Here is a 24200-nt window from a genome sequence, read left to right as displayed (position 1 = left end):
CCTTGAATCGTGCCCGAACGCCCCTATTTTGGAAGCAGGAATACCACCATGCGACAAGACAAACTCACCACCAAATTTCAGGAAGCGCTGAGCGACGCGCAGACGCTGGCGCTCGGCAACGACAACGCCTACATCGAACCGGCCCACTTGCTGGTCGCGATGCTGCGCCAGGACGACGGCCCCCGCGCCCTGCTGGAGCGTGCCGGCGTCAACGTGGCCGGCCTCACGCAGGCGGCCGAGGCGGCCATCAAGAAACTGGCGCAGGTGCAGGGCCACGACATCGTGCAGGTCGGCCCCGACCTGGGCAAGCTGCTGCAGGCCACCGAGAAGGAAGCCATCAAGCGCAACGACCAGTTCATTGCCGGCGAACTCTTCCTCCTGGCCGTGGCCGACAGCAAGTCCGACATCGGCAGGATCGCGAAGGAAAACGGCCTGAGCCGCAAGTCGCTCGAATCGGCCATCGACGCGGTGCGTGGCGGGCAGGGCGTGAACAGCGCCGATGCCGAAGGCCAGCGCGAAGCCCTCAAGAAGTACACCATGGACCTGACCGAGCGCGCGCGCCTCGGCAAGCTCGACCCGGTCATCGGCCGCGACGAGGAAATCCGCCGCGCCATCCAGGTGCTGCAACGCCGCACCAAGAACAACCCCGTGCTCATCGGCGAACCCGGCGTGGGCAAGACCGCCATCGTCGAAGGCCTCGCGCAGCGCATCGTTGCGGGCGAGGTGCCCGATTCGCTCAAGGGCAAAAGGGTGTTGTCGCTGGACATGGCCTCGCTCCTGGCGGGCGCCAAGTTCCGCGGGGAGTTCGAGGAGCGCCTGAAGACCGTGCTCAACGAACTCGCGAAGGACGAAGGCCAGACCATCGTCTTCATCGACGAGCTGCACACCATGGTCGGCGCGGGCAAGGCCGAGGGCGCGATGGACGCAGGCAACATGCTCAAGCCCGCGCTGGCGCGCGGCGAGCTGCACTGCGTGGGCGCGACCACGCTCGACGAATACCGCAAGTACATCGAGAAAGACGCAGCCCTGGAGCGCCGCTTCCAGAAGATCATCGTGGGCGAGCCCAGCGTGGAGGCCACCATCGCCATCCTGCGCGGCCTGCAGGAAAAGTATGAAGTGCACCATGGCGTGCAGATCACCGACCCGGCCATCGTGGCCGCGGCTGAACTGAGCGACCGCTACATCACCGACCGCTTCCTGCCCGACAAGGCCATCGACCTGATCGACGAGGCCGCGGCCAAGATCAAGATCGAGATGGACTCCAAGCCCGAGGTCATGGACCGCCTGGACCGCCGCCTCATCCAGCTGCAGATCGAGCGCGAAGCCGTGCGCCGCGAAAAGGACGAGTCCTCGCAGAAGCGCTTCAACCTCATCGAAGAAGAGATCGCCAAGCTGCAGAAGGAAATTGCCGACTACGACGAAATCTGGCAGGCCGAGAAGGCCCAGGCCCAGGGCAGCGCGCACATCCGCGAAGAGGTCGAGAAGCTCAAGATCGAAATCAAGGAATGGGAGCGCAAGGGCGACTTCAACAAGCTTGCCGAACTGCAATACGGCCAGCTGCCCGCGCTCGAGAAGCGCCTGAAGGAAGCCGAAGCCAGCGAGGCGAGCAAGGGCAAGTCCAGCGCGCCCACGCTGCTGCGTACCCAGGTCGGCGCCGAAGAAATCGCCGAGGTCGTGGCGCGCGCCACCGGCATCCCGGTGGCCAAGCTGATGCAGGGCGAGCGCGACAAGCTGCTCGTGATGGAAGACAAGCTGCACGAGCGCGTGGTGGGCCAGGACGAGGCCATCGGTGCGGTCGCGAATGCGATCCGCCGCTCGCGCTCGGGCCTGTCGGACCCCAACCGCCCCACGGGCTCGTTCCTGTTCCTCGGCCCCACGGGCGTGGGCAAGACCGAGCTGTGCAAGGCGCTTGCGGGCTTCATGTTCGACAGCGAAGACCACCTGATCCGCATCGACATGAGCGAGTTCATGGAGAAGCATTCGGTCGCCCGCCTCATCGGCGCGCCTCCGGGCTACGTGGGCTACGAAGAGGGCGGCTACCTCACGGAAGCCGTGCGCCGCAAGCCCTACAGCGTGGTGCTGCTCGATGAGGTCGAGAAGGCGCACCCCGACGTCTTCAACGTGCTGCTGCAGGTGCTCGACGATGGGCGCCTGACCGACGGCCAGGGCCGCACCGTGGACTTCAAGAACACCGTGATCGTGATGACCAGCAACATCGGCTCGCCCATCATCCAGGCCATGGTGGGCAAGCCTTCGGAAGAGATCAAGGAGGCGGTGTGGGACGAACTGAAGAACTACTTCCGCCCCGAGTTCCTGAACCGCATCGACGAGACGGTGGTGTTCCACGCGCTCGACGCGAAGAACATCGAAGCGATCGCCGCGATCCAGCTCCAAGTGCTGAAGGCACGCCTGGCGAAGATGGACCTGGGCCTGGAGGTGTCGCCCGCGGCGCTGGCCGAGATCGCCAAGGTCGGCTTCGATCCGGTGTTCGGTGCGCGGCCGTTGAAGCGTGCGATCCAGCAGCGCATCGAGAACCCGCTCTCGCGGCTGCTGCTCGACGGCAGCTTCGGGCCGAAGGACACCATCGAGGTCAACACCGACCCGATCCAGTCGCCGGGCCAGTTCTCGTTCACCAAGGGCGGGGAACCAACGGCGGCGGCTTCGGCCTAAAGTCGGATGATGAACTTCATTCTTCGCGTCATTCTTCTGCTCCTGGGGCTGGTCTTCGCGGCCAGCCTGGCCGTCGCGGTCATGCTGCTGGCGGCTGTGTGGGGCGTGCGCTATGCCTGGGCGCGCCTCACGGGCAAGCCTGTGACGCCCTGGATGGCTTCGATGGGCGGACGCTTCAACCCGCGCTCGGGCTTCGATCGGTTTCGCAATGCGGCAAATCCCGCCGAGCCCACGGCCGCCGATGTGGTGGGCGCGCGGGCGCGCGGCGAGTCGGTGCGCAGCCCCGAACGCATCCGCGGCAGCGCCAACGACGTGACCGACGTCGCGCCCAAATCGGCCTCGCGCGGCTGAGCTTCAGGCACTGACGCGGCACCACCCCGGGCCGCAGGCGACAGCCCGTTGCGCCGTTCGCCGTCAAAATGGTCCTCCCGCGCCCGCCGTTGTCGGTGGGCGCGCCTTCATCCAGGAGAGACATTCCCATGACCTCACGCGACATCTTCGTGGTCGGCACCGCCCGCACCGCCATCGGCACCTTCGGCGGCGCGCTCAAGGACGTGCCCAACACCCAACTGGCCACCACCGCGGTCAAGGCCGCCATCGAGCGCAGCGGCGTTGCGGCCGATGCCATCGGCCATGTGGTGATGGGCAACGTGATTCCCACCGACGTGAAGGACGCGTACTTGAGCCGCGTCGCCGCCATCGATGCGGGCTGCCCCATCGAGACGCCGGCCTTCAACGTCAACCGCCTGTGCGGCTCGGGGCTGCAAGCCATCGTGTCGGCGGCGCAGGCGATTGCGCTGGGCGATTGCGACATCGCCATCGGCGGCGGTTCGGAGTCGATGAGCCGCGGCCCGTACTTCGACACCTCGGCCCGCTACGGCGCACGCATGGGCGATGCGGTGCTGGTCGACTACATGCTGGGCATCCTGCACGATCCGTGGGAGAAGATCCACATGGGCATCACCGCGGAGAACGTGGCGGCGCGCTATGGCATCACGCGCGAGCAGATGGACGAACTGGCCGCCACCAGCCAGCAGCGCGCGGCGGCCGCGATTGCGGCGGGCCGCTTCAAGGCGCAGATCGTTCCGGTCGAGATCAAGACGCGCAAGGGCGTGGTGCTGTTCGACACCGACGAGCATGTGCGCGCCGACACCACCGTCGACACGCTCTCGAAGATGAAGCCCGCGTTCAAGAAGGACGGCCTCGTCACCGCCGGCAACGCCTCGGGCATCAACGACGGCGCGGCTGCCGTGGTGCTGGCAGAAGGCGGCCGCGTGAAGGCGCTGGGCCTGAAGCCGATGGCGCGCCTCGTCGGCTATGCGCATGCCGGCGTCGAGCCCGCCTACATGGGCATCGGCCCCGTGCCGGCGACCCGCAAGGTGCTGGAGCGCACCGGCCTCAAGGTCAGCGACTTCGACGTGATCGAGTCGAACGAAGCCTTCGCGGCGCAGGCCTGCGCGGTCATCAAGGAACTGGGCTTCGATCCGGCCAAGGTGAACCCGAACGGCTCGGGCATCTCGCTCGGCCACCCGGTGGGCGCGACCGGCGCGATCATCACGACGAAGGCCATCGCCGAGTTGCATCGCACCGGCGGGCGCTATGCGCTGGTCACCATGTGCATCGGCGGCGGGCAGGGCATTGCCGCCGTTTTCGAGAGAGTCTGAGCACTGCCATGCTGCGTCCACCGCTCCTGATCGATCCCGACGAAGTCGAGATCAGCGCCATCCGGGCGCAGGGCGCGGGCGGGCAGAACGTCAACAAGGTGTCCAGCGCGGTGCACCTGCGCTACGACATTCCCGCCAGCTCGCTGCCCGACGACGTGAAGGAACGGCTGCTCGCGCTGCGCGACAGCCGCATCACGCAGGAAGGCGTCTTCGTGCTCAAGGCGCAGCAGCACCGCACCCAGGAGATGAACCGCGCCGACGCGTTCGCGCGCCTTCAGGCGGTGATCGACAGCGTGGCCACGCCGCCGCGCGTGCGCCGCGCCACCAAGCCCACCTACGGCTCCAAGCAGCGCCGGCTCGAAGGCAAGAGCCAGCGCTCGCAGATCAAGAACCTGCGCGGACCTGTGCGGGACTGACCGTACCGCCGCCGCCGCGCAGCCGCCGGATCTGCAGCGCCACCCCCACGATGTACAGCACGAACAGCACCCCGGTGATCGCCTTCAGCGCGGGTGCCTCGGCATCCGCCAGCAGCGGCGCGCCCAGCGGAAGACGCGTGAGCGTCTCGGTGAAGGCCGGAATCCAGTGGAATAGAAAGCTCGCCGAATAGGCGACGGCCTCGATGTAGCGCGAGTGCTTGCCCAGGCGCTCCCGGCCCGCCATCGCGCCCGCCACCAGCGCCAGCAACGTCACGATGCCCAGCACATGCGGCTTGCCGAAGCCGCCGTGCTGGAAGATGCCGAAGCCGGTCAGGCAGGTGAGCACCGTGGTCCACACGAAAACCTGGCCCCAGCCGGTGCGCAGCGTGATTTCCTTGTAACGGAGCAGGGCGATGATCCCCGCGACAACGGCGATCAGGCTGATCGCGGTGTGAACAATGCCCAAGGACGTGAGTCCCAGCCATCCTGTTGCTGCCATTGCGGATCTCCTCGATAGCGTGGTGCGGCATTCTGGTCTTCGCCCGAAATTCGTGCCGGTTGCCGGAAAAAGAGGCAACTCGGCCCCGCTTTACCGGTCTGAAACACCTCCCCGACGTTTTTCCGCGATCTCCCAAGCACAATCGACGCCATGAAAGCCCTGTTTCCGCGTGCCCTGGCCGCGCTCCTCCTGACGCTCAGCGCCTGCCTGATCGCGGGCTGCGGCCCGGGCTCGGCGTCGGCCAAGGACACCAACGTGGCCATGGCCCCGGAGCTCCAGTGGGACGAACTGATCCCCAAGAACTGGGACCCGACCAAGCGCTACCGCAACATCAGCCTGGAAGCGCTGCGCGACAACGACCCGCGCGCGATCCAGATGCTCGACGAGATGCGCGCCGTGTGGGACAACGCTCCGGTCAACGTGGCGCTCGACGGCTCGGCGGCCAGGCTCTCGGGCTTTGTGGTGCCGCTGGACAACACGCAAGGCGGCATCCGCGAATTCCTGCTGGTGCCGTACTTCGGCGCCTGCATCCACACACCGCCGCCGCCCGCCAACCAGATCGTGCACGTGACCGCGGCCGATACCGTCAAGGGACTGCATGCGATGGACACCGTCAAGGTCAGCGGCATCCTGAAGGCGGCGCGCTATGCGTCGGCGGACATGGGCGTGAGCGGGTACGAGATCACCTCGGCATCGGTCGAGCGCTTCGTGCCGAAGCAGCCGAACTGAGCCGCGCCCGCGCCGTGCGCCGTGCGCCGTGCGCCGTGGCCGTTCAGGTCATGCGCTGCGACAAAAAATCCAGGAACGAGGTGATCCGCGCCGACAGCTGCGTGTTGCGGTAGTACACCGCGTTGACCGGCTGGCGCACGTCCACCGTGTCCCTGGCCAGCACCTGCACCAGCGCGCCGCTCGCACGGTCGGCGGCCGTCATGAAATCCGACAGGCACACGATGCCCGCGCCGGCCAGCGCGAGCTGGCGCAGCGTTTCGCCGCTCGATGCGGCTATGGTGGGCACGGTGGGCCATTCGTCGCCGTGGATGCTGCTCGCGCCGGTCGCGCCGTTCTCGCCCCGCAGCGGCCAGCGGTTGAGCGACTCGGGCTGCGTGAAACCCAGCAGCGCATGCCCGGCCAGCTCGCTCACCTTGCGCGGCTTGCCGTGCGCCTCGAGGTACGCGGGGCTTGCGAGCACGCGCAGGCGGTGCGTGCCCAGCGGCCGCGCGTGCAGCGTGGAGTCGCGCAGCGGGCCGATGCGGATCGCGATGTCGGTACGGCGCTCCAGCAGGTCGATGGGCAGGTCGTCGGTGTCCAGCTCCAGGCTGATCTGCGGGTAGAGCTTTCGGAATTCGGGCACCAGCGGCACGATGGCGTGCAGCATGAAAGGCGAGGCCGCATTCACCCGCAGCCGTCCGGCCGGCTGCTCGCGGCGCACGGCCATCTGCTCCTCGGCATCGTCGATGGCGTCGAGGATGGCGCGCGTGCGCAGCAGGAAGGCCGCGCCTTCTTCGGTGATTTCGAGGCGCCGCGTGGTGCGGCGCATCAGCGTGGTGTCCAGCTTCTGTTCGAGCCGGCTCAGCGCGCGGCTGATGCCCGAGACCGTCTGCCCCAGCTGCTCGGCCGCGGCGGTGATCGAGCCGGTGTCCACCACCGTGCGGAACGCGACCAGTTCTTCGATGGTGGATTTCATGGGGCCGGTGCTGCCGTCGCCCTCAGCGTGCGGCTTCGTTCGCTGCGGGAACCTCGATGCGCGGCATCAGCGCCGCGAGCGCTTCGCCATCGGTGCGGTAGCTGAAGAGCATCGGCCCGGGCGCCAGCAGCCCCGCGCGTTCGAGCACCTGCATGGCGGGCAGCTTCATGCCGCTCAGGTGCAGGCGAATGCCCCTGGATTCCATCATTCGCCGGATCGAGCCGAACACCTCGGCGCCGGTGATGTCGATGCGGTTGATGGGCTGCGCGAACAGGCACACATCGGTGAGCTCGGGGCGCTCGGCCAGCGCCACGGTGAGCGCGCGTTCCAGCGTGGACGCCGAGGCGAAGTCGAGCTCGGCGTCCATGCGCAGTGCGTAGAGCTTCGGCGCGAGCGGCGGCAGCTTCCAGAGGTTGCGGTCGCGCAGGCTGCCGTCGGGGTGCAGGCCCACTTCGATGATGCGCGGATGCAGGTGGCGGTACATGTAGTGCGCCATGCTCGCGAGCAGCCCGCCCAGCACGCCCCAGTAGATGCTGGGCGCGGTCGCGATGGTCAGCACGAAGGTGCCGAAGGCGATGCCCGCCTCGATGCGCGACACCCGCCACAGCGCGGTGAAGCTCGCGGGTTTCACCAGCCCGAGGATGGCCGTGACCACCACCGCCGCCAGCACCGCCTGAGGTACGTGGTAGAGCAGCGGCATCAGCCACAGCAGCGCACCGGCCACCACCGCCACGCTGAAGAGCGTGGCCCAGCCGGTCTGCGCGCCCGCATAGAGCGTGATGGCCGAGCGCGAAAACGAAGAACTCGTGGGGAACGCGCCCGAGAAGCCGGAAGCCAGCTTGGCCAGGCCCTGGCCGATCAAATCCTGGTTTTCGTTCCACAGCGTGCCGGCGCGCGCGTTGTCGACCTTGGCGCTGGAGGCGGTCTCCAAAAAGCTCACCAGCGTGATCATCAGCGCGGGCAGCACCAGTGCGCTGAAGGTGCCCAGCGGCAGCAGGCTGGGCCAGTAGAAAGAGGGCAGGCCCGAGGGCAGGCTGCCGACCACCGCGCCGCCGCGCAAGGCGTAGTTCATGCCCCAGCTGATGGCCGCGGCCCCCGCCACCAGCGCCATCGTCGTCGGAAAGCGCGGCAGCATCCGCTTGCCCAGCCACAGCACCGCGATGCTGCCGAGGCCGAAGGCGATGGCCACGAGATCCGGCAGCGGACCGCCCTGCAGCACCTGCGGAATCGTGCGCCCGGTAAAGCCCAGCAGCGACGGCAGTTGCGAGATCGCTATCAGCACCGCCGCTCCCTGCGTGAAGCCGATCAGCACCGGCGAATTCACCAGCCGCAGCAGCCAGCCGACGCGCCCCGCGCCCAGCACGATCTGGATGGCGCCCGACATCAGCGTGAGCCACACCGCCATGGCCACCCACTCGGCGCTGCCCGCCACCGCCAGCGGCGCGAGCGAGGCGCCGACCAGCAGGCTGGTGAGCGCCGTGGGCCCGACCGACAGCCGCTGCGACGAACTGAACATCACCGCGATCAGCGCCGGGAACAGCGCCGCGTACACGCCGGTCACCAGCGGCATGCCGGCCAGCGCCGCATATGCCACGCCCTGCGGAATGACCATCAGCGCCACGGTGATGCCGGCCATCGCCTCGCTGCGCAGCAGTGCTGGCGAAGGGCGGGGCCATGCAAGACAGGGGACCCAGCGCGCGAGGCGCTGGCGCAAAGTAGAAGAAGGGGCTGCCGGGTTCATGGAGTCGTTGCTGGCGCACGGGACAAAAAAGCAGAAAAGCAGGTGCGCGGTGCGCCGCGCGGGAGCCGTGCGGAAAGCGCTGTCAGATCAGCGATGTCGCGTTCTTGAGGACGTAGTCGCAGGCCTTTTCCTTGACCTTGGATGTCAGGAGCTTGAAGTTGAGCGACTTGCCGTCGCCGCCCATCAGCAGGCCCTTGGCGCCGGTCTGGAAGTTCTTTTCCTGCTGCTTCTGGCCGGTGATCTTGGCCAGGAGCTTGTCTTTCACCGAGGCCGCATCGCCGCCCAGGTAGTTGTTCTTGATGCAGTACTGAAGCACGCCGGCCGCGCTGCCGATGGTGCTGGAGCCGATGGCGGGCATCTTGAAGCCCAGATTGCCGAGCGCGGAGTTGCCGTCCTGCGACCCTGAGCCGGCGGCGGCGCCGGCCTGCTCCTTGAGTTGGTCGAGCAGGTTGTTGGCATGCGCCGGGGCGACGAGGCTGCCCGCGAGCAGCATGACGGAGATGAGTGTGGAACGAGCATGCATGACGTACTCCCGTCTGTGTCTGTCGATGTGAAGGAGGATCCGTCGTCAGCATACCCCCGACGGAACCGCGCCTCACGGGCTGCGGAAGAGCAGCACCGAATTCGTGCCGCCGAAGGCGAAGGAGTTGCTCATGGCGGCCTTCAGCGCGGGCGCGGCGGTGTCGCCGGACTGCACCAGGTTCAGGCCGCAGGCCGCGTCGATCTCCTGGCAGTGGGCGTTGGGCGGCAACTCGCGGCGGTGCAGCGCCATCACCGTGACCACGGCCTCGATGGCGCCCGCCGCGCCGAGCATGTGGCCGTGCAGCGCCTTGGTGGAGCTCACGCGCAGGCTGTCGAGATCGTCGCCCCACACTTCGGCCAGCGCGTTGCGCTCGACCACGTCGCCGATGCGCGTGGCGGTGCCGTGCGCATTGCAGTAGCCCACGTCGCGGGCCTGCAGGCCGGCTTGCCGCAGCGCCTGGCGCAATGCGCGCGCCTGGCCGGGTGCGTCGGGCTTGGTGAGGTGGGTGGCGTCGCTGCTCAGGCCCCAGCCGGCCAGCGTGGCGTAGCTGCGGGCGCCGCGGCGTCGCGCGCGCTCGGCGGATTCGAGCACCAGGAAGGCTGCGCCCTCGCCGAGCGCGAACCCGCTGCGGTCGCTCGCGAACGGACGCACCGCGCCGGCCGCTTCGCCGGGCTGGAAGGTGGCCAGCGTCTGCATCGCCTGCCAGGCCAGCACCACGCCCGGCACGATCAGCGCCTCGCTGCCGCCGGCGATGGCGATGTCGACTTCGCCGCGCTGGATCGCCTTGGCCGCTTCGGCAATGGCCACCGACGACGAGGCGCAGGCGACCGAATAGGTGAGCACCGGGCCGAGCACGCCGTTGCGCATCGCCACATGGGCGGCCGGCGCGTTGGGCATGAACGCCGGAATGGTGAGCGGCGACACGCGGCCGTTGCCGCGGTAGGCCGCCTCGAGCGCCGCGGCGCCGCCCATGCCGCAGCCGGCATAGACGCCCACGCGTTCGGGGTCGGCGCCAGCGTCGGCGTCTTTGGCGCCGAGCGACAGGCCCGCATCCCGCATCGCCAGGTCGGCCGCGGCCACCGCAAGCTGGCTCACGCGGTCGACGCCCGCGAGCTGCAGCTTGGTGAACCAGCGGGTTTCGTCGAAGGCCACCAGGGCGGCGGCGGCGGGTTTGGGCAGTTCGGGAAAGATGGGCTGGATGGCCGAGCGGCCCTGCAGCAGTGCGTCGAAGAGCGCGTGGGGCTCGTCGCCGTGGGGCGCCATCACGCCCAGTCCGGTGACGGCGACCTGGTGGTGGTTCACGCTGTCTTCGCGGCCCGGACCTTGTCGACCAGTTCCGCGAGCTCGGCCAGGGTGTCGATGTTCGCGTCCTCGTCGGGCATGGTGATGCCGAAATGGTCTTCGATGGCAAACAGGAATTCGGCCAGCGCCAGCGAATCGAGGCCGCCGGTTTCACGCATCGAGGCGTTGGGGTCGAGCTTGGACGGTTCGATGCCGTACTTCTCGTGAATCAGGTCCTGCAATTCCTTCAGCGAACTCATCGTGCGATGCCTGTCGTCTTGTGCCGCCGTCGATCGATTGCACCCGCGGAGGCCACGGAATCGATCCCTTCCTCGCTCGGCCAGTGGGGGGTCAGTGATGGCCGATGATATCCGTTCTACCCGCAGGGGCTTCCCCCGGCACACGCTTTCCCGGCCGCCAGTACAGGGACGGAAAGGCGAAGGCCATGCCGAGCAGCGCACCCGCCACCACGTCCAGCACCACGTGCTGCTTGACCGCCAGCGTCGAGTAGGCGATGGCCGCGAACCAGATCCAGTTCAGCACGCGCAGCACGACCGGCGTGCCCGCCTGGCGCAGCAGGTGCTCGATGCGGATGGCGGTGAAGATCGAGACCGCCACGTGCATCGAGGGGCAGGCGTTGCCCGCCGCGTCCACGCCCTGCAGCATCGCAAAGCCGGGGTAGCCCGAAACGTCGATGGCCAGCGGCGGGATCTGGCTCGGCCAGACATAGAAAAGGCCCAGGCCGGTGATGCACAGCCCGCCGATCCACAGCCCGTAGACGACCAGCTCGCGAAAGGTCAGCTGCAGCCCCGGTGCCACGCCCACATAGAGCCAGAGCGAGAGGTAGGCGCCCAGTGCGTACGGCTGGAACGGAATCAGATGGTCCAGCGCCGTGAGCGGCATCACCGTGACCGGGAAGGCAGGGTTGCGCAGCAGATGGAAGTACGCGATGAAGAAGATCCACGTGAAGACCGTGGTTCCGACCGCCTTCAGGAGGAAGTGGCGGCGCATGCGCAGGCCGATGTCGGAGGTCCAGGTCTGCGGTCGGGGGGGCGATGCCATGTGCGGGGCTGGGGAGGTCCGTGTGTTGTCGGAATCGCAGATCTTGCCAGAGCGTTGTGACGCTCCGCGTCGGCGCTCAGGCCGATGCAGCGGACCGCTTCTTGTGCTGGAACGACGTCGGCGATCGCCCCGTGGCCGCCTTGAACATCGCGCAGAACGCGCTGTCGGTGGCGTAGCCGCTGGCGGCAGCCACCTGGCTCACCGCCATGCCGCGCGCCAGCAGCGGCAGCGCGTGCGCCATCACCGCTTGCTGGCGCCACTGCTGCCAGCTCATGCCCAACTGGTCGCGAAAGAGCCGCGCCACCGTGCGCTCGCTCGCGCCGATGGTGGCCGCGCGCTCGGCCAGCGTGGAGCGGTCGGCCGGATTGCGCAGCAGCGCCTCGCAGAGCTGGCGCAGGCGCTTGTCGGTGGGCAGCGGCACGTCGATGCGGATCTGCGTGGCGCGCTCGATCTCGTCGACCAGGAGCGGCGCGATCATGCGCTCGCGTTGCGGCGCCTGTGGGTCGGCCAGCGGCAGGCCGTCGGGCGTGGTGTCCAGCGCGAGCATCAGGGCGCGCAGCAACGGGCTGATCTCCAGCACCTCGCATTTTTCCCAGGCCGGCGCGAGCCAGGCATGCAGGTAGATGGTGCGCAGCTCGGCGTCCTCGATCAGCATGATGCTGTGCGGCATGTTGGCCGGCACCCAGAGCGCGCGCGAAGGCGGCACGATGTAGCTGCCGTCCTCGGTGCTCAGGCGGATCACGCCGCGCGTGGAGAACGTGAGCTGCGGCCAGGGGTGCTGGTGCAGTTCGACGAAGGTGTCGGCGCTCAGGAAATGTTCCTTGGCACGCAGCGGCCGCACCGCATCGGGCGCGTAGAGGTGCGGCGTGAGCGAGGCCACGTTGGTGACCGGCGAGGGGGACGCAGAAGAGGAAGAAGCAGCGCGTGGCATGGTTTCGACAAATGTTGTCGCTGTATCGCCATTCTGCCGTGCCGCGTCCACATAGCATCGGTGCCTGCCCCGGTTTTTTGTAGCAATCCATGTCTTCCCCAGCGACCACCCTTCCTCCCACCACCCTCGGCAAGGACGCCCAGCTGATCGGCCTCGTCGGTCTGGCGCACGCGATCAGCCACTTCAGCCAGCTCATCCTGGCGCCGCTGTTCCCGTGGCTGAAGGACGCCTTCAACGTGAGCTACACCGAACTGGGCGCGGTGCTGACGGTGTTCTTCGTGGTCTCGTGCATCGTGCAGGCTGCCTCGGGTTTCATCGTGGACAAGCTGGGTCCGCGTCCGGTGCTGTTCGTCGGACTGGGTGCGCTCGGGCTGGCCGCGTTCGGCTATGCGCTGGCGCAGAGCTACTGGATGCTGCTGGCGGCCGCGGTGGTCGGCGGCATCGGCAACGGCGTGTTCCACCCGGTCGACTACACGCTGTTCAACCGCAAGGTCGCGCCCACGCGCCTGGGCCATGCCTACAGCGTGCACGGCATCACCGGCAGCCTGGGCTGGGCGCTGGCGCCGGCCTTCGTGGTGCCGATTGCCATCGCGTTCTCGTGGCGCGTGGCGCTGGCTTCGGCGGGCGTGCTGGCCATCGTGGTGCTGCTGGTGCTGTGGGTCTATCGCAGCGTGCTGTCGCTCGACGCGGCCGCGGTGCACAAGGCCACGGGGCAGGGCGAGCCAGCGCCGGTGGGCGGCGAATTCGACTTCCTGCGCATCCCCGCCGTGTGGATGTGCTTCGGTTTCTTCTTCTTCTATGCCGCGGTCATCAGCGTGGTGCAGACCTTTGCGCCAGTGGCCGCCGGGCATCTGCATGCCGTGCCGGTGGCGCTGGTGGCGGTGTGCCTCACGGTCTACATGGTGGCGAGCGCGGCAGGCATGGTGGTGGGCGGCTTCCTGGCCTCCGACCCTTCGCGCTGCGAGCGCATCGTGGGCACGGGCTTCGGCATCGCGGCGGCGCTGGCGCTGGTGCTGGCCTTTGCGCAGTTCCCGCCGGTGCTGGTGCCGGTGCTGTTCGGCGCGATGGGTTTTGTCTCCGGCGTGGCCGGGCCGTCGCGCGACCTCCTGGTCAAGCGTTCGACGCCGCCCAACGCCACCGGGCGCGTCTACGGCGTGGTGTATGCGGGGCTCGACATCGGGCAGGCGCTGGCGCCGCTGGTGTTCGGCCGCCTGATGGACCACGGCCAGTACACCAGCGTGATCGTCGGCCTGGCGCTGGTGCAGGGCGTGCTGATTGCCAGCGCGTTCAACGTGACGCGGGTGCGCCGCACGGCGCTGGTGCCGGCTTCGGCCTGATCCTTTCCGGCCCGTCCGTCGAGGGCGGGCATGGTGCAGCGGCTTCTATCATCGGCCGCATGCAAGCCTTGTATGTCTATGTGATCGTCGGTGCCGTGCTGGCGGGTTTCGTGCAGGGCCTGTCGGGCTTTGCGTTCGGCATGGTCGCCATGTCGGTCTGGGCGTGGACGCTGGAGCCGCAGCTGGCCGCGGTGCTGGCGCTGTTCGGCGCGCTGACGGGGCAGGTGATCGCGGCCCTCACCGTGCGCCGCGCCTTCGACAAATCCCTGCTCTGGCCCTTCGTGCTCGGCGGCCTGGTCGGCGTGCCCTTCGGTGTGTGGCTGCTGCCGCACCTGGACCTCGTGGTCTTCAAGCTGTGCCTGGGCGTGCTGCTGGCGCTGTGGTGCCCGGCGATGCTGATGTCGCAGCACCTGCCGAAGGTGGCCTTCGGCGGCCGCATTGCGGACGGCGTGGTGGGCACCATCGGCGGCGCGATGGCCGGCATCGGCGGCTTCTCGGGGGTCTTTCCCACGCTCTGGTGCACGCTGCGCGGCTTTCAGCGCGACACGCAACGCGCGGTCATCCAGAACTTCAATCTCTCGATGCTGGCGGTGGCGTTTGCGATGCATCTCTACAGCGGGAGCATCGCGGCCTCGATGGTGCCGCTGCTGGGGCTGGTGGCGCTGGCCGTCGCGGTGCCGGTGTTGCTGGGTGCGCGCCTTTACATCGGCATCAGCGAGGCGGCGTTTCGAAAGCTGGTGCTGGGCTTGCTCACCTTGTCGGGCATCGCGATGCTGGCGTCGGCGGTGCCCGCGTTGTTGCAACCCTAGCGGGGCAGCGACAGCGCGAACGGCAGGCTCACGACGCCCAGCAGGGTGGACAAGGTCACCAGCCCCGCCACATACGGTCCGTTGTAGCCCATGCGCGCCGCGAGCACATAGGCGCTCGAGGCCGTGGGCACGGCCGAGAAAGCCATCAGCACCGACGCCTGCACCGCGTCGAGCCGCAGCATGAGCGCCAGGCCCCAGGCCACCAGCGGCAGGATCAGGTGACGTATCGCCAGCACCGACACCGCCAGCGCCTTGCCGCGCCCCAGCGTCGCGAACTGCATGCCCGCGCCCGCGGCCAGAAGTCCCAATGCCAGCGAGGCCGCGCCGATGCGCGTGAGCGTCGGCGTGACCCACGCCGGCACCGTCAGCCCCAGCACATTCGCCAGCAGCCCGGCCAGCGTGGCCACGATCAGCGGATTGCGCACCAGTTGCCGCACGAAGCTGGTCTGCGCATGCCGCGTCATCGGCCACACGGCGGCGATGTTGAACATCGGCACGCACACGCCGATCAGCACCGCGATCAGCAACAGGCCCTCGGGGCCGGCGAGCCGGTCGGCCAGCGCCAGGCAGATGAAGGAGTTGAAGCGGAACGCGATCTGCGCGCTCGCTGCATGGTCGCGCCTGTCGATGTGCGCGCCCAGCCCCGGCACATAGGGCAGGGCGTAGGCCAGTGCGATGCCCGACAGCCCCACGCCCACGCCCGCGGTCAGCAGGCTGGAGGTGGCGCCGAAGTCCAGCGGGCTGCGCACGATCGAGTGGAACAGCAGAACAGGAAAAAGAAAGTAGTACACCAGGCTCTCGACCTGGTCCCACACGCGGCGGTCGAGCGCGGTGTAGCGGCACAGGAGCCAGCCGATGGCGATGAGGGAAAAGTCGGGGAAAAGCAGCTGTGCATAGTTCACCGCTTCGAGCATAAACCGCATGGACCATGGGTAATCCACAGCACGGCGGCCGGGCGGCACCCGCTAGCATCCGGGCTTCGCTTTTTTCGACAACCGTCGGTCAAGTCAATTCAAGGAGTTATAGATGCAACGTCGTCAATGGAGCACCCTGATGGGGGCAGCCGCACTGGCAGCAGTCGCGGGCCAGAGCTTTGCCCAGGGCTATCCCAACAAGCCGGTCGAACTGAGCGTGCCGTTCGCACCCGGCGGTACGACGGACATCGTCGCCCGCGTGATCGCCGACCCGCTGGGCAAGGTGCTGGGCCAGCCCGTGGTGGTGATCAACCGCGCCGGTGGCGGCGGCATCGTGGGCGCGGCCGAGACCGCACGCGCGCCCGCCGACGGCTACAAGCTGGGCGTGGCCACCGTCTCCAGCACGGCGGCCAACCCGGCCATCAACCCCAAGACGCCCTACGACCCGATCAACGACTTCACGCCGATCATCAACATCGCGGCCACGCCGAACGTGATCGCGGTGAACCCGAGCTTCCCTGCCAAGAACTACGCCGAGTTCGTGGCCGAGCTCAAGAAGAACCCGGGCAAGTATTCGTACGCCTCGTCGGGCACGGGCGGCATCGGCCACCTGCTGATGGAGCTGTACAAGAGCCTGACCACCACCTTCGTCACGCACATCCCGTACCGCGGCGCGGGCCCGGCGCTGAACGACGTGGTGGCCGGCCAGGTGCCGATCATCTTCGACAACCTGCCCTCGGCGATGCCCTTCATCCAGAGCGGCCGCCTGGTGCCGATCGTGGTGTCGGCGCCGGCGCGCGTGGCCGGCCTGCCGAACGTGCCGACCTTCAAGGAAGTCGGCCTGGAGCCGGTCAACCGCATGGCCTACTACGGCATCCTCGGCCCGAAGGGCCTGCCGAAGGACGTGGTCGACAAGATCAACGCCGGCGTGAAGAAGTCGGTGGAAGACCCGGCCGTCAAGAAGCGCATCGAAGACACCGGCTCGATCATCGTGGCGAACACGCCCGATCAGTTCGCAGCGCAGATCAAGGCCGAGTTCGAGGTCTACAAGCAGGTCGTGAAAAAGCAGAACCTGAAGATCGACTGATCCGCCTCGCGCTGAATCTTTTTCGAGCCAAGCCGCCCGTGCCCCGGGCGGCTTTTTCTTTTGTTATCTTGCACCGCATGACCGAGGCCGCCGCCACACAAACCCCCGAGATCGACGACTTCATCGATGCGCTCTGGCTCGAAGACGGCCTCTCCAAGAACACGCTGGCCGCCTACCGCCGCGACCTCGCGCTGTTCTCGCAGTGGCTGGGCAAGGAGCGCAGCGGCATCGCGCTGGACACCGCGCAGGAATCCGACGTGCAGGCCTACATGGGCGTGCGTCTCTCCACCAAGGGCAAGGCCACCTCGGCCAACCGGCGGCTCACGGTGTTCAAGCGCTACTACCGCTGGGCGCTGCGCGAGCGGCGCATCACCGCCGACCCGACGATCAGGCTCGCGCCCGCGCGGCAGATGCCGCGCGCCATCAAGACCTTGTCGGAAAAACAGGTCGACGACCTCCTGGCCGCGCCCGACGTGCAGACGCCGCTGGGCCTGCGTGACCGCGCGATGCTGGAGCTGATGTACGCGAGCGGCCTGCGCGTGAGCGAGCTGGTGGCGCTCAAGGTCATCGACATGAGCCTGAACGACGGCGTGCTGCGCGTGCTGGGCAAGGGCAACAAGGAACGCCTGGTGCCCTTCGGCGGCGAGGCGCGGCGCTGGATCGAGCGCTACCTGGAGGAGTCGCGCCCCGTCATCCTCGACGGCCAGCAGACGCCAGACCTCTTCGTGACCGCGCGCGGCGCTGGCATGACGCGCGTGATGTTCTGGTTCATCGTGAAGAAGCAGGCCACCGCGGCCGGCATTCATGTGCCACTGTCGCCGCACACGCTGCGGCACGCCTTCGCCACGCACCTGTTGAACCATGGCGTGGACTTGCGCGCGGTGCAATTGCTGCTGGGGCATGCGGACATTTCGACGACCACCATCTACACGCACGTGGCGCGCGAGCGGCTCAAGCAGTTGCATGCGGCGCACCATCCGCGCGGTTGAGCCGCGGACGGCGCGGCTGCTTCAGAATCGTCGATTCCTTCGAGAAGACAGAACCATGAATTTCAACAAACATCCCGGCGGCCTGTTGCTGGCGGCCGCCGCCAGCCTGGCAGCGACCTGCGCCGGTGCGCAAGCCCCCTCCGTTCCCAAGACCGTGCGCCTCATCGTGGCCTACCCCGCCGGCGGCGTCAGCGACGTGGTCGCGCGTGCGCTCGGCGACCGGCTCGCCGTGCAGATGGGCACCACGGTGATCGTCGAGAACCGGGCCGGCGCGAGCGGTGCCATCGGCATGGACGCGGTGGCCAAGGCCGCGCCCGACGGCGCAACGCTGGGCTTCTCGGCCATCAGCCCGCTGGTGCTGAGCCCGCACCTGGGCAAGCTGCCTTTCGATCCGCTGAAGGACGTTGCACCGGTCGCGAGCGTGATGTATTCGCCGGTGCTGCTGATCGCCACGCCCGCCAGCAAGGCCAAGGATTTCCGCGCGCTCATTGCCGACGCCAAGACGCAGCCCGGCGCGGTGCGCTGGGCCACCTCGGGGCCGGCGTCGCTCGGCCACATCGTGCTGGAGCAGGTGAAGGCGGCGACGGGCGTGGACATCACGCACGTGCCCTACAAGGGCGGCGGCCAGCAGCTCAACGATGCGCTGGGCGGTCAGTTCGAGATCCTCTCGACCAATGCGAGCCCCACGCTCACTTCGCACATCCAGTCGGGCAAGCTGCGGCCGCTGGCCGTGGGTGCGCCGGCGCGGCTGGAGAGCCTGCCGCAGGTGCCCACGCTGGGCGAGTTGGGCTACAACGCGGCGAACATCAATTCGGTGTTCGGTGTGTTCGCTCCGGCAGCGATGCCGCCCGCACTCATCGCGAAGTACAACGCCGAGATCGACAAGGCCCTGGCCAGCCCCGAGCTGCGCGCCAAGCTCACTGCGACCGGCAACGTCCCCACAGGCGGCACGCCCGCGGCCTTCGCCAAGGAGATCGCGGTGGAGTTCGAGAGCAACGCGCGCATCGTGAAAGCCGCGAACATCAAGGCCGATTGACCCTGCGGCTTGCGCCTGGAAATCACCGGCACGGCCGCATCGTTGCTGGCGCGCGAGAAAGGCCGCTACCCGCTGGCCACGCAGTGCATCGGCGGCGGGCAGCGCATTGCGACGATCCTCGAGCGCGTCTGAAAGTTCGAGAATGCACGCCGGCACAGGTACAACAAGGAGCCCTCATGGCCACATCGAATGACCCCGGCACCGGCGCAAGAAGCGCGCTGTACCTGGAAGACCTGTCGGTCGGCGACCGCTTCCAGAGCGGCGAGCACGCGCTCGACGTGGCGCAGATCAAGGCCTTTGCATTGCAGTTCGATCCGCAGCCCTTTCACACCGATGAAGAGGCGGCCAAGAGCACCTTCTTCGGCGGGCTGGCGGCGAGCGGCTGGCACACGGCGGCCCTCACGATGAAGTTGCTGGTGGACAGCGGCATTCCGCTGGCCGACGGCATCATCGGCTCGGGCGGTGAACTGCAATGGCCCAAGCCCACGCGGCCCGGCGACGTGCTGCATGTGCTGAGCGAAGTGGTCGACATCACGCCCTCGCGCTCCAAGCCCGGCCGCGCGATGGTGACGATGCGCTGCCAGACGCGCAATCAGCGCGGCGAGGTGCTGCAGTACTTCACGCCCAAGCTGGTGGTGCACAGCCGGCCAGCGCCGGGCTGAGCTCGCGGGCTCAGACCACGCGCAGGCCCAATTCTTCGACCAGCGACGCCGCCTGCCGGTGCGAGATGGTCGCGCCCTTGAACTGCGCCGCATTCGCCAGACGCAGGCCACCCAGATCGGTATCGCGCAAGTCCGCGCCTTCGAAGCGCGCGAGCTTCAGGTGCGCGTTGCGCAGGCTCCCGCCTTCGAACACGGCCTCGCGGAAATCGCAGCCCGACAGGTCGGCTTCGGAGAAGTCGAGTTGCGCCAGCGTCTGCTTGCGGAAGGACAGGCTGCGCAGATGGGCGTCGATCAGCAGCGAGTCCTTGAAGACGATGCCCAGCGCGGAGACTTCGGCGAAGTGCGCGCCCGTGAGCTTCACGCCCGTGAAGAGCGCGGATGCGAGCTTGGCGCGCGTCCATTGCGTGTTGTTGAGGTCGCAGTCCTGGAAGCGCGCATTCGTGAGGTCGGCGAGGCCGAAGTCGGCTTGCCGCGCCCTGCATCCGGCCCAGCGGGTGTCCGACAGCAGGGCCCGGTCGAACGAGGCTTCGGCGAAGTTGCACAGGGTGAACTGCGCGCCGCGCAGGTCGAGCCTAGAAAGGCCCGCTTCGTCGAAGTTGCAGCGCTCGAAGTGCGGGGGTGTGTCCCGGCCTTGCAGGCAGGCCATGAGCTCGGCGCGCGAGAAGGTCCGGTCGGAAACCACGAGGGCGCTGGCCGTGTTCATGTGTAGTTGCCGCCCGCCAGCGCGCGCAGTTCTTCGGCGGTGAAGCCGGCGCGTTCGCGGGCTTCGAAATTGAAGGGGGGCCTGATGCGGGGTGCGTCGTAGCGCGCCACCAGTGCCGGGTAGGTCGCTTCGGGGTCCAGCCCGGCGCCGTCGCAAAGCCATCGGTACCAGTGGTTGCCGATGGCGACGTGACCCACCTCGTCGCGCAGGATGATGTCCAGGATCTCCACCGCGCGCAGCGCATCGGGCGTGTTGACGCGCTTCAACTTCGCCTGGATCAGCGGCGTGGCATCGAGCCCGCGCGCCTCCAGCGTGCGCGGCACCAGCGCCATGCGGGCGAGCACGTCGTCCTTCGTTTTTTCGCACATGTTCCAGAGGCCGTCGTGGCCCGGGAAATCGCCGTAGCTGTAGCCCATGCCCTGCAGGTGCGCATGCAGCAGCGTGAAGTGCAGCGCCTCCTCGTCGGCCACGCGCAGCCAGTCGCGGTAGTAGGCCTCGGGCATGCCGTCGTAGCGCCACACCGCGTCGAGCGCGAGGTTGATCGCGTTGAACTCGATGTGGCAGATCGAATGGATCAGCGCCGCGCGGCCTTCGGGCGTGAAGGGCGAGCGTTTTTGCACCGCGGTGGCGGACACGCGCTCGGGGCGTTCGGGGCGGCCGGGCACGCCCAGGTCGTCGCCCTCGGCGCGGATCGGGTCGGTTGCTATGGAATCGGTAGCGGCCAGCGCCACGGTAGCGCGTGTTGCAGCCACCTTTTGTTCAGGATCGGTCAGTCTCAGCGCGGCCAGCGCGCTCAATCGGGGGTGCATCCCTACAATTCTAGTTTTTGCCCCCGGAGACCCCACGATGGCCCTCTATGAACTCGACGGCGTTGCGCCGCAACTGGCCGATGGCGCCTGGGTCGCCGACAGCGCGCAGGTGATCGGCAACGTGCAGCTGGGCGAGAACGCCAGCATCTGGTTCGGCGCCGTGCTGCGCGGGGACAACGAGACCATGACCATCGGCCGCAACAGCAATGTGCAGGACATGTCGATGCTGCACTCCGACCCCGGCAGCCCGCTGACCGTGGGCGAGAACGTCACCATCGGCCACCAGGTCATGCTGCACGGCTGCACCATCGGCGACAACTCTCTCATCGGCATCCAGGCGGTGGTCTTGAATAACGCGAAGATCGGCCGCAATTCGATCGTTGGCGCCGGCAGCGTGGTCACCGAGGGCAAGGAGTTTCCCGACAATTCCCTGATCTTCGGCTCGCCCGCCAAGGTGATGCGCACGATCAGCGACGAAGACGCTGCCCGGCTGCGTCACGGTTCGGAGCACTACGTACAAAACGCCATTCGCTACGCGAAGGGCCTCAAGAAAATCGCCTGACCCCGCGCAGGCCCAACAGAAAGAAGAATCCGTTTTGAGCGAGCTGCACAAATTCCTGTTCGATGGCCTGCCGGTGCGCGGCATGATCGTGCGCCTGACAGATGCGTGGCAGGAGATCCTCGCGCGGCGCGCCTCCAACACCTCGACCGGCCCGTACCCACCGCCCGTGGCCGAACTGCTGGGCGAGATGACGGCGGCGGCCACGCTGATGCAGTCGAACATCAAGTTCAACGGCGCGCTGATCCTGCAGATCTTCGGCGACGGTCCGGTCAAGGTCGCCGTGGCCGAGGCCAAGCCCGACCTGAGCCTGCGCGCCACCGCCAAGGTGATCGGCGACCTGCCGGCCGATGCGCGCCTGCCCGACATGGTCAACGTGAACAACAAGGGCCGCTGCGCCATCACGCTGGACCCCAAGGACAAGCTCCCGGGCGCGACGCCCTACCAGGGCGTGGTGCCGCTCTTCGGCGACGAAGGCGAAAAGCTCGGCAAGCTCAGCGACGTGCTGCAGCACTACATGCTGCAGAGCGAACAGCTCGACACCACGCTGGTGCTCGCGGCCGACGACAAGGTGGCCGCGGGCCTTTTGATCCAGCGCCTGCCGGTGAAGGGCGAGGGCAACCTCGAAGGCACGTCCGACAAAGACCGCGACCAGGCCAACGAAGACCAGATCGGCCTGAACGAGGACTACAACCGCATCTCGATCCTGGCCTCCAGCCTCACGCGCGACGAGCTGCTCACGCTCGACATCGAGACCATTCTTCGCCGCCTTTTCTGGGAAGAGAAGCTGCTGCGCTTCGAGCCGCAGGCCGGCTTGCTGGGCCCGCACTTCGCCTGCACCTGCGGCCGCGAGCGCGTGGCGCAGATGATCCGCGGGCTCGGCGCGGAAGAAGCCGAAGAGATCCTCGCCGAGCGCGGCGACATCGAGGTGGGCTGCGATTTCTGCGGCAAGCAGTACCGCTTCGACGCGGTCGATGCGGCGCAGATCTTCAGGCCGCCGACGGATCAGATTCCGGGCAGTCCGATCGTTCAGTAGTCCTGGAGCGCCGGCCCCGTTTCAGGCGGGCTGGCGCAGCACCTTGACCATCGCAGCCAGCCGCTCGTTCGCGAAGCCCGCTTCCAGCGAGCGCTCGAACAACCCCATCAAGTAATCCGGAAAGCTCGCATCGAGTTTCGCCTCGCGCGCCTGCTTCACGAAAAGCCGGCCCGAGCTCGCGCAGGTGGCCATCGAACTCTCGGGCTCGCCGTATTGGCTGGCGTGGATGGCCTCGCCTTCGCTGCTGATCATTTCGCCGAGCACTGGCGAAATCGCGCCGATCATCTGCGAGAACGCGTCGATCTTGAGCCCTTCGGATTCGCAGATGCGCACGCCGTGGAAGAAGCCGCTCATTGCGCCGAACATGCACGAGAGCGTGGCCAGGTCCCAGGCGGCGGCATTGCCGATGGGCTCGCCCATGTACTGGACGTTGCCGGCAACGGCTTGGAGCACCGGCCGGCAGGCGGCGAGGGCGCGCTCTTCACCGGAAATGAAGAGCGGCGTGTCGGGCCGGCCGATCTGGCTGGGCGTGGCGAGCATGGCGCCGTCGAGGTAGGCCACGCCGCCGAGGGCCGCCCAGTTGTCGCGCGCATCCTGCGGGGTGCCAGTGCTCAGCTGCACCAGCACCTTGCCGCGCAGCGCATCGACGACACCGGGGGCGGCAAGGATCGAACGGGAAGCCGTGTAGTCGGCCACGCAGATCAGCACGACGGGGCTGGCCTGCACTGCGGCAAGCGCGGTCGGCGCGAGCACCGTGCCTTGGTTCAACAGTGGCTTCGCGCGTTCGGCGGTGCGATTCCACAGCGTCAGCGTGAACTTCGGTTGAAGGGCACGCGCGAGCGCGATGCCCATGGGCCCGAGGCCGATGAGGGAAACGTCGGTCATGTGCTTGTTCCTTTGGGGTGTGGGTTTCAGGCGGCTGCCGGCGTGAGGTTCTGCCCCAGCCCGCCGTCGACGGTGAGCCGCGCCCCCGTCGTGAAGGTCGCCTCGAAGGCGAAGAAGAGCACCGCGCGCGCCACTTCGGCGGCCGTGCCGTGGCGTTGCATCGGCGTGATCTGGTCGCCCATGCGGATGAATTCCGCGCGCTCGTCGGCGGTCGCACCGGCAATGCCGAGCGTGGGCGTGTCGATGAAGCCGGGGCTCACCACGTTGACGCGGATGCCGCGCGTCACAAGCTCCGCCGCGAAGCCCGAGGCGAATGAGCGCAGTGCTGCCTTGGTGGCGCTGTAGACGCTCATGCCGTGCGTGCCGCCTTCGTCGGCAATCGACGAAGTGACGACGATCGCGCTGCCCGGCCGCATGAGCGGCGCGAGGCGCTGCACGGTGAAGAACGGGCCCTTGGTGTTGATCGCGAAGGCGCGGTCGTAGCCCGCCTCGGTCACCTGCTCGAAAGGCTCCAGCGTTGCGATGCCCGCGTTGATGTGGAGCAGGTCGATGTGGCCGAAACGCTCGCGCACCGTCGCGGCGAGTGCGTCGATGTCGGCAAGCGACGCGGCATCGGACGCCAGCACCTGGGCGCGCGGCCCGAGCGCGAGGCGTGCCGCGGCCAGGTTCTCGGGATTGCGTCCGGTCACCAGCACCTCGGCGCCGCCATCGAGCAGCGCCTGCGCGGTCGCCAGGCCCATGCCGATGGTGCCGCCGGTGATGACGGCCTTCTTGCCTGCATAGGGAGAGTTCATGATTTTCTGCGTGCCTTGAAAGGGGTGGAGTTCATGGCTGCAGATGATCGGGAATGCCGCCCGAACGGTCGCGCACGTTCGGCTGTGCAGGAGCACAAACGGACGAAGA

General features: G+C 68.0%; 26 protein-coding genes and 1 pseudogene. 14 read left to right on the top strand and 13 right to left on the bottom strand.

Annotation, left to right across the window (positions count from 1 at the left end; genetic code table 11):
• Positions 1-48: 48 nt before the first annotated feature.
• From clpB to arfB, 4 genes are all read left to right on the top strand, one after another.
• Positions 49-2670: an ATP-dependent chaperone ClpB gene (gene clpB / locus ABIC90_RS14520; RefSeq protein ID WP_354354995.1), complete on the top strand. Its 2622-nt coding sequence runs from the start codon at positions 49-51 to the stop codon at positions 2668-2670.
• A 6-nt stretch (positions 2671-2676) separates the two neighbouring features.
• Positions 2677-3021, top strand: coding sequence for a hypothetical protein (locus tag ABIC90_RS14515; RefSeq protein ID WP_354354993.1), 345 nt, complete (start codon positions 2677-2679; stop codon positions 3019-3021).
• A gap of 128 nt (positions 3022-3149) precedes the next feature.
• Positions 3150-4334 (top strand): acetyl-CoA C-acyltransferase family protein, encoded by a 1185-nt coding sequence (locus ABIC90_RS14510; protein ID WP_354354991.1) that lies wholly within the window; start codon positions 3150-3152, stop codon positions 4332-4334.
• Positions 4335-4342: 8 nt separating this feature from the next.
• A complete protein-coding gene (arfB, locus tag ABIC90_RS14505) occupies positions 4343-4750 on the top strand; it encodes an alternative ribosome rescue aminoacyl-tRNA hydrolase ArfB (protein ID WP_354354989.1) in 408 nt (135 codons plus the stop codon).
• On the opposite strand, the gene ABIC90_RS14500 is transcribed toward arfB, so the two are convergent.
• Entirely contained in the window at positions 4719-5249 is a 531-nt protein-coding gene (locus ABIC90_RS14500; RefSeq protein ID WP_354354987.1) for a hypothetical protein, read from the bottom strand. The genes arfB and ABIC90_RS14500 overlap by 32 nt on opposite strands.
• Positions 5250-5399: 150 nt before the next feature.
• Here ABIC90_RS14500 and ABIC90_RS14495 point away from each other — a divergent pair, with 150 nt between their 5' ends.
• Positions 5400-5978 carry a DUF3299 domain-containing protein gene (locus ABIC90_RS14495; RefSeq protein WP_354354985.1) on the top strand — a complete coding sequence of 193 codons (579 nt, stop codon included), beginning with the start codon at positions 5400-5402 and terminating at the stop codon, positions 5976-5978.
• A 43-nt stretch (positions 5979-6021) separates the two neighbouring features.
• Here ABIC90_RS14495 and ABIC90_RS14490 read toward each other — a convergent pair whose 3' ends face one another.
• The 7 genes from ABIC90_RS14490 to ABIC90_RS14460 all read right to left on the bottom strand — a co-directional run bounded on the left by ABIC90_RS14490 (position 6022) and on the right by ABIC90_RS14460 (position 12471).
• The gene (locus ABIC90_RS14490) at positions 6022-6933 is read right to left on the bottom strand and encodes a LysR substrate-binding domain-containing protein (protein ID WP_354354983.1); all 912 of its coding nucleotides are present in this window, start codon (positions 6931-6933) and stop codon (positions 6022-6024) included.
• Positions 6934-6955: 22 nt separating this feature from the next.
• The gene (locus ABIC90_RS14485) at positions 6956-8674 is read right to left on the bottom strand and encodes a SulP family inorganic anion transporter (protein ID WP_354354981.1); all 1719 of its coding nucleotides are present in this window, start codon (positions 8672-8674) and stop codon (positions 6956-6958) included.
• Between the two features lie 82 nt (positions 8675-8756).
• Positions 8757-9197 carry a DUF2501 domain-containing protein gene (locus ABIC90_RS14480; protein ID WP_354354979.1) on the bottom strand — a complete coding sequence of 147 codons (441 nt, stop codon included), beginning with the start codon at positions 9195-9197 and terminating at the stop codon, positions 8757-8759.
• A gap of 72 nt (positions 9198-9269) precedes the next feature.
• Entirely contained in the window at positions 9270-10499 is a 1230-nt protein-coding gene (locus ABIC90_RS14475) for a beta-ketoacyl-[acyl-carrier-protein] synthase family protein (RefSeq protein WP_354354977.1), read from the bottom strand.
• Positions 10496-10738, bottom strand: a complete 243-nt coding sequence (locus tag ABIC90_RS14470; RefSeq protein WP_354354975.1) for an acyl carrier protein — start codon at positions 10736-10738, stop codon at positions 10496-10498. The genes ABIC90_RS14475 and ABIC90_RS14470 overlap by 4 nt, the downstream gene beginning before the upstream one ends.
• Positions 10739-10829: 91 nt before the next feature.
• A complete protein-coding gene (locus ABIC90_RS14465; RefSeq protein WP_354354973.1) occupies positions 10830-11540 on the bottom strand; it encodes a phosphatase PAP2 family protein in 711 nt (236 codons plus the stop codon).
• A 76-nt stretch (positions 11541-11616) separates the two neighbouring features.
• Entirely contained in the window at positions 11617-12471 is an 855-nt protein-coding gene (locus tag ABIC90_RS14460; protein ID WP_354354971.1) for an AraC family transcriptional regulator, read from the bottom strand.
• Positions 12472-12560: 89 nt separating this feature from the next.
• Here ABIC90_RS14460 and ABIC90_RS14455 point away from each other — a divergent pair, with 89 nt between their 5' ends.
• Positions 12561-13808: an MFS transporter gene (locus ABIC90_RS14455; RefSeq protein WP_354354969.1), complete on the top strand. Its 1248-nt coding sequence runs from the start codon at positions 12561-12563 to the stop codon at positions 13806-13808.
• A 59-nt stretch (positions 13809-13867) separates the two neighbouring features.
• Positions 13868-14617 carry a sulfite exporter TauE/SafE family protein gene (locus tag ABIC90_RS14450; RefSeq protein ID WP_354354967.1) on the top strand — a complete coding sequence of 250 codons (750 nt, stop codon included), beginning with the start codon at positions 13868-13870 and terminating at the stop codon, positions 14615-14617.
• Here ABIC90_RS14450 and ABIC90_RS14445 read toward each other — a convergent pair.
• Positions 14614-15531, bottom strand: a complete 918-nt coding sequence (locus ABIC90_RS14445) for an AEC family transporter (RefSeq protein WP_354355299.1) — start codon at positions 15529-15531, stop codon at positions 14614-14616. The genes ABIC90_RS14450 and ABIC90_RS14445 overlap by 4 nt on opposite strands.
• A 112-nt stretch (positions 15532-15643) precedes the next feature.
• On the opposite strand from ABIC90_RS14445, the gene ABIC90_RS14440 reads away from it, so the two are divergent.
• From ABIC90_RS14440 to ABIC90_RS14420, 5 genes and pseudogenes are all read left to right on the top strand, one after another.
• Positions 15644-16618, top strand: coding sequence for a tripartite tricarboxylate transporter substrate binding protein BugE (locus ABIC90_RS14440; RefSeq protein WP_354354965.1), 975 nt, complete (start codon positions 15644-15646; stop codon positions 16616-16618).
• A gap of 77 nt (positions 16619-16695) precedes the next feature.
• On the top strand, positions 16696-17607 hold the full coding sequence (gene xerD / locus ABIC90_RS14435; RefSeq protein ID WP_354354963.1) for a site-specific tyrosine recombinase XerD: 912 nt from the start codon (positions 16696-16698) through the stop codon (positions 17605-17607).
• 55 nt (positions 17608-17662) lie between these two features.
• Positions 17663-18643: a Bug family tripartite tricarboxylate transporter substrate binding protein gene (locus ABIC90_RS14430; protein ID WP_354354961.1), complete on the top strand. Its 981-nt coding sequence runs from the start codon at positions 17663-17665 to the stop codon at positions 18641-18643.
• A 21-nt stretch (positions 18644-18664) separates the two neighbouring features.
• Positions 18665-18775, top strand: a pseudogene (locus tag ABIC90_RS14425) (thiolase family protein); the annotation flags it as partial.
• A 44-nt stretch (positions 18776-18819) separates the two neighbouring features.
• A complete protein-coding gene (locus ABIC90_RS14420; RefSeq protein ID WP_354354959.1) occupies positions 18820-19305 on the top strand; it encodes a MaoC family dehydratase in 486 nt (161 codons plus the stop codon).
• Positions 19306-19315: 10 nt separating this feature from the next.
• Here the strand turns inward: ABIC90_RS14420 and ABIC90_RS14415 are convergent, their stop codons facing one another.
• On the bottom strand, positions 19316-20008 hold the full coding sequence (locus ABIC90_RS14415) for a pentapeptide repeat-containing protein (RefSeq protein WP_354354957.1): 693 nt from the start codon (positions 20006-20008) through the stop codon (positions 19316-19318).
• The gene (locus ABIC90_RS14410; protein ID WP_354354955.1) at positions 20005-20817 is read right to left on the bottom strand and encodes a ferritin-like domain-containing protein; all 813 of its coding nucleotides are present in this window, start codon (positions 20815-20817) and stop codon (positions 20005-20007) included. The genes ABIC90_RS14415 and ABIC90_RS14410 overlap by 4 nt, the downstream gene beginning before the upstream one ends.
• Before the next feature lie 37 nt (positions 20818-20854).
• On the opposite strand from ABIC90_RS14410, the gene ABIC90_RS14405 reads away from it, so the two are divergent.
• Together ABIC90_RS14405 and ABIC90_RS14400 are read left to right on the top strand one after the other, a co-directional pair.
• Positions 20855-21379 carry a gamma carbonic anhydrase family protein gene (locus tag ABIC90_RS14405; protein ID WP_354354952.1) on the top strand — a complete coding sequence of 175 codons (525 nt, stop codon included), beginning with the start codon at positions 20855-20857 and terminating at the stop codon, positions 21377-21379.
• Positions 21380-21413: 34 nt separating this feature from the next.
• Positions 21414-22412: an Hsp33 family molecular chaperone HslO gene (locus ABIC90_RS14400; protein WP_354354950.1), complete on the top strand. Its 999-nt coding sequence runs from the start codon at positions 21414-21416 to the stop codon at positions 22410-22412.
• Between the two features lie 21 nt (positions 22413-22433).
• On the opposite strand, the gene ABIC90_RS14395 is transcribed toward ABIC90_RS14400, so the two are convergent.
• Both ABIC90_RS14395 and ABIC90_RS14390 read right to left on the bottom strand, forming a co-directional pair.
• The gene (locus tag ABIC90_RS14395; protein WP_354354948.1) at positions 22434-23297 is read right to left on the bottom strand and encodes an NAD(P)-dependent oxidoreductase; all 864 of its coding nucleotides are present in this window, start codon (positions 23295-23297) and stop codon (positions 22434-22436) included.
• 26 nt (positions 23298-23323) lie between these two features.
• Entirely contained in the window at positions 23324-24091 is a 768-nt protein-coding gene (locus ABIC90_RS14390) for an SDR family oxidoreductase (RefSeq protein WP_354354946.1), read from the bottom strand.
• Between the last annotated feature and the right edge of the window lie 109 nt (positions 24092-24200).

It is taken from the genome of Variovorax boronicumulans (genome assembly GCF_040544675.1).
GTDB lineage: Bacteria > Pseudomonadota > Gammaproteobacteria > Burkholderiales > Burkholderiaceae_C > Variovorax > Variovorax boronicumulans_D.
The sequence above is the reverse complement of the archived record's forward strand: the minus strand, read 5'-3'. Positions and strand labels throughout refer to the sequence as shown.

Excerpts from the sequence above, each read along its gene's own strand:
- ABIC90_RS14395 (WP_354354948.1), bottom strand. The coding sequence starts at position 23,297 with ATGACCGACGTTTCCCTCATCGGCCTCGGGCCCATGGGCATCGCGCTC.
- clpB (WP_354354995.1), top strand. The coding sequence starts at position 49 with ATGCGACAAGACAAACTCACCACCAAATTTCAGGAAGCGCTGAGCGAC.
- xerD (WP_354354963.1), top strand. The coding sequence starts at position 16,696 with ATGACCGAGGCCGCCGCCACACAAACCCCCGAGATCGACGACTTCATC.
- ABIC90_RS14405 (WP_354354952.1), top strand. The coding sequence starts at position 20,855 with ATGGCCCTCTATGAACTCGACGGCGTTGCGCCGCAACTGGCCGATGGC.
- ABIC90_RS14390 (WP_354354946.1), bottom strand. The coding sequence starts at position 24,091 with ATGAACTCTCCCTATGCAGGCAAGAAGGCCGTCATCACCGGCGGCACC.
- ABIC90_RS14480 (WP_354354979.1), bottom strand. The coding sequence starts at position 9,197 with ATGCATGCTCGTTCCACACTCATCTCCGTCATGCTGCTCGCGGGCAGC.
- ABIC90_RS14410 (WP_354354955.1), bottom strand. The coding sequence starts at position 20,817 with ATGCACCCCCGATTGAGCGCGCTGGCCGCGCTGAGACTGACCGATCCT.
- ABIC90_RS14465 (WP_354354973.1), bottom strand. The coding sequence starts at position 11,540 with ATGGCATCGCCCCCCCGACCGCAGACCTGGACCTCCGACATCGGCCTG.
- ABIC90_RS14470 (WP_354354975.1), bottom strand. The coding sequence starts at position 10,738 with ATGAGTTCGCTGAAGGAATTGCAGGACCTGATTCACGAGAAGTACGGC.
- arfB (WP_354354989.1), top strand. The coding sequence starts at position 4,343 with ATGCTGCGTCCACCGCTCCTGATCGATCCCGACGAAGTCGAGATCAGC.
- ABIC90_RS14460 (WP_354354971.1), bottom strand. The coding sequence starts at position 12,471 with ATGCCACGCGCTGCTTCTTCCTCTTCTGCGTCCCCCTCGCCGGTCACC.
- ABIC90_RS14510 (WP_354354991.1), top strand. The coding sequence starts at position 3,150 with ATGACCTCACGCGACATCTTCGTGGTCGGCACCGCCCGCACCGCCATC.
- ABIC90_RS14490 (WP_354354983.1), bottom strand. The coding sequence starts at position 6,933 with ATGAAATCCACCATCGAAGAACTGGTCGCGTTCCGCACGGTGGTGGAC.
- ABIC90_RS14420 (WP_354354959.1), top strand. The coding sequence starts at position 18,820 with ATGGCCACATCGAATGACCCCGGCACCGGCGCAAGAAGCGCGCTGTAC.
- ABIC90_RS14415 (WP_354354957.1), bottom strand. The coding sequence starts at position 20,008 with ATGAACACGGCCAGCGCCCTCGTGGTTTCCGACCGGACCTTCTCGCGC.
- ABIC90_RS14445 (WP_354355299.1), bottom strand. The coding sequence starts at position 15,531 with ATGCTCGAAGCGGTGAACTATGCACAGCTGCTTTTCCCCGACTTTTCC.
- ABIC90_RS14485 (WP_354354981.1), bottom strand. The coding sequence starts at position 8,674 with ATGAACCCGGCAGCCCCTTCTTCTACTTTGCGCCAGCGCCTCGCGCGC.
- ABIC90_RS14450 (WP_354354967.1), top strand. The coding sequence starts at position 13,868 with ATGCAAGCCTTGTATGTCTATGTGATCGTCGGTGCCGTGCTGGCGGGT.
- ABIC90_RS14500 (WP_354354987.1), bottom strand. The coding sequence starts at position 5,249 with ATGGCAGCAACAGGATGGCTGGGACTCACGTCCTTGGGCATTGTTCAC.
- ABIC90_RS14430 (WP_354354961.1), top strand. The coding sequence starts at position 17,663 with ATGAATTTCAACAAACATCCCGGCGGCCTGTTGCTGGCGGCCGCCGCC.
- ABIC90_RS14455 (WP_354354969.1), top strand. The coding sequence starts at position 12,561 with ATGTCTTCCCCAGCGACCACCCTTCCTCCCACCACCCTCGGCAAGGAC.
- ABIC90_RS14495 (WP_354354985.1), top strand. The coding sequence starts at position 5,400 with ATGAAAGCCCTGTTTCCGCGTGCCCTGGCCGCGCTCCTCCTGACGCTC.
- ABIC90_RS14440 (WP_354354965.1), top strand. The coding sequence starts at position 15,644 with ATGCAACGTCGTCAATGGAGCACCCTGATGGGGGCAGCCGCACTGGCA.
- ABIC90_RS14515 (WP_354354993.1), top strand. The coding sequence starts at position 2,677 with ATGATGAACTTCATTCTTCGCGTCATTCTTCTGCTCCTGGGGCTGGTC.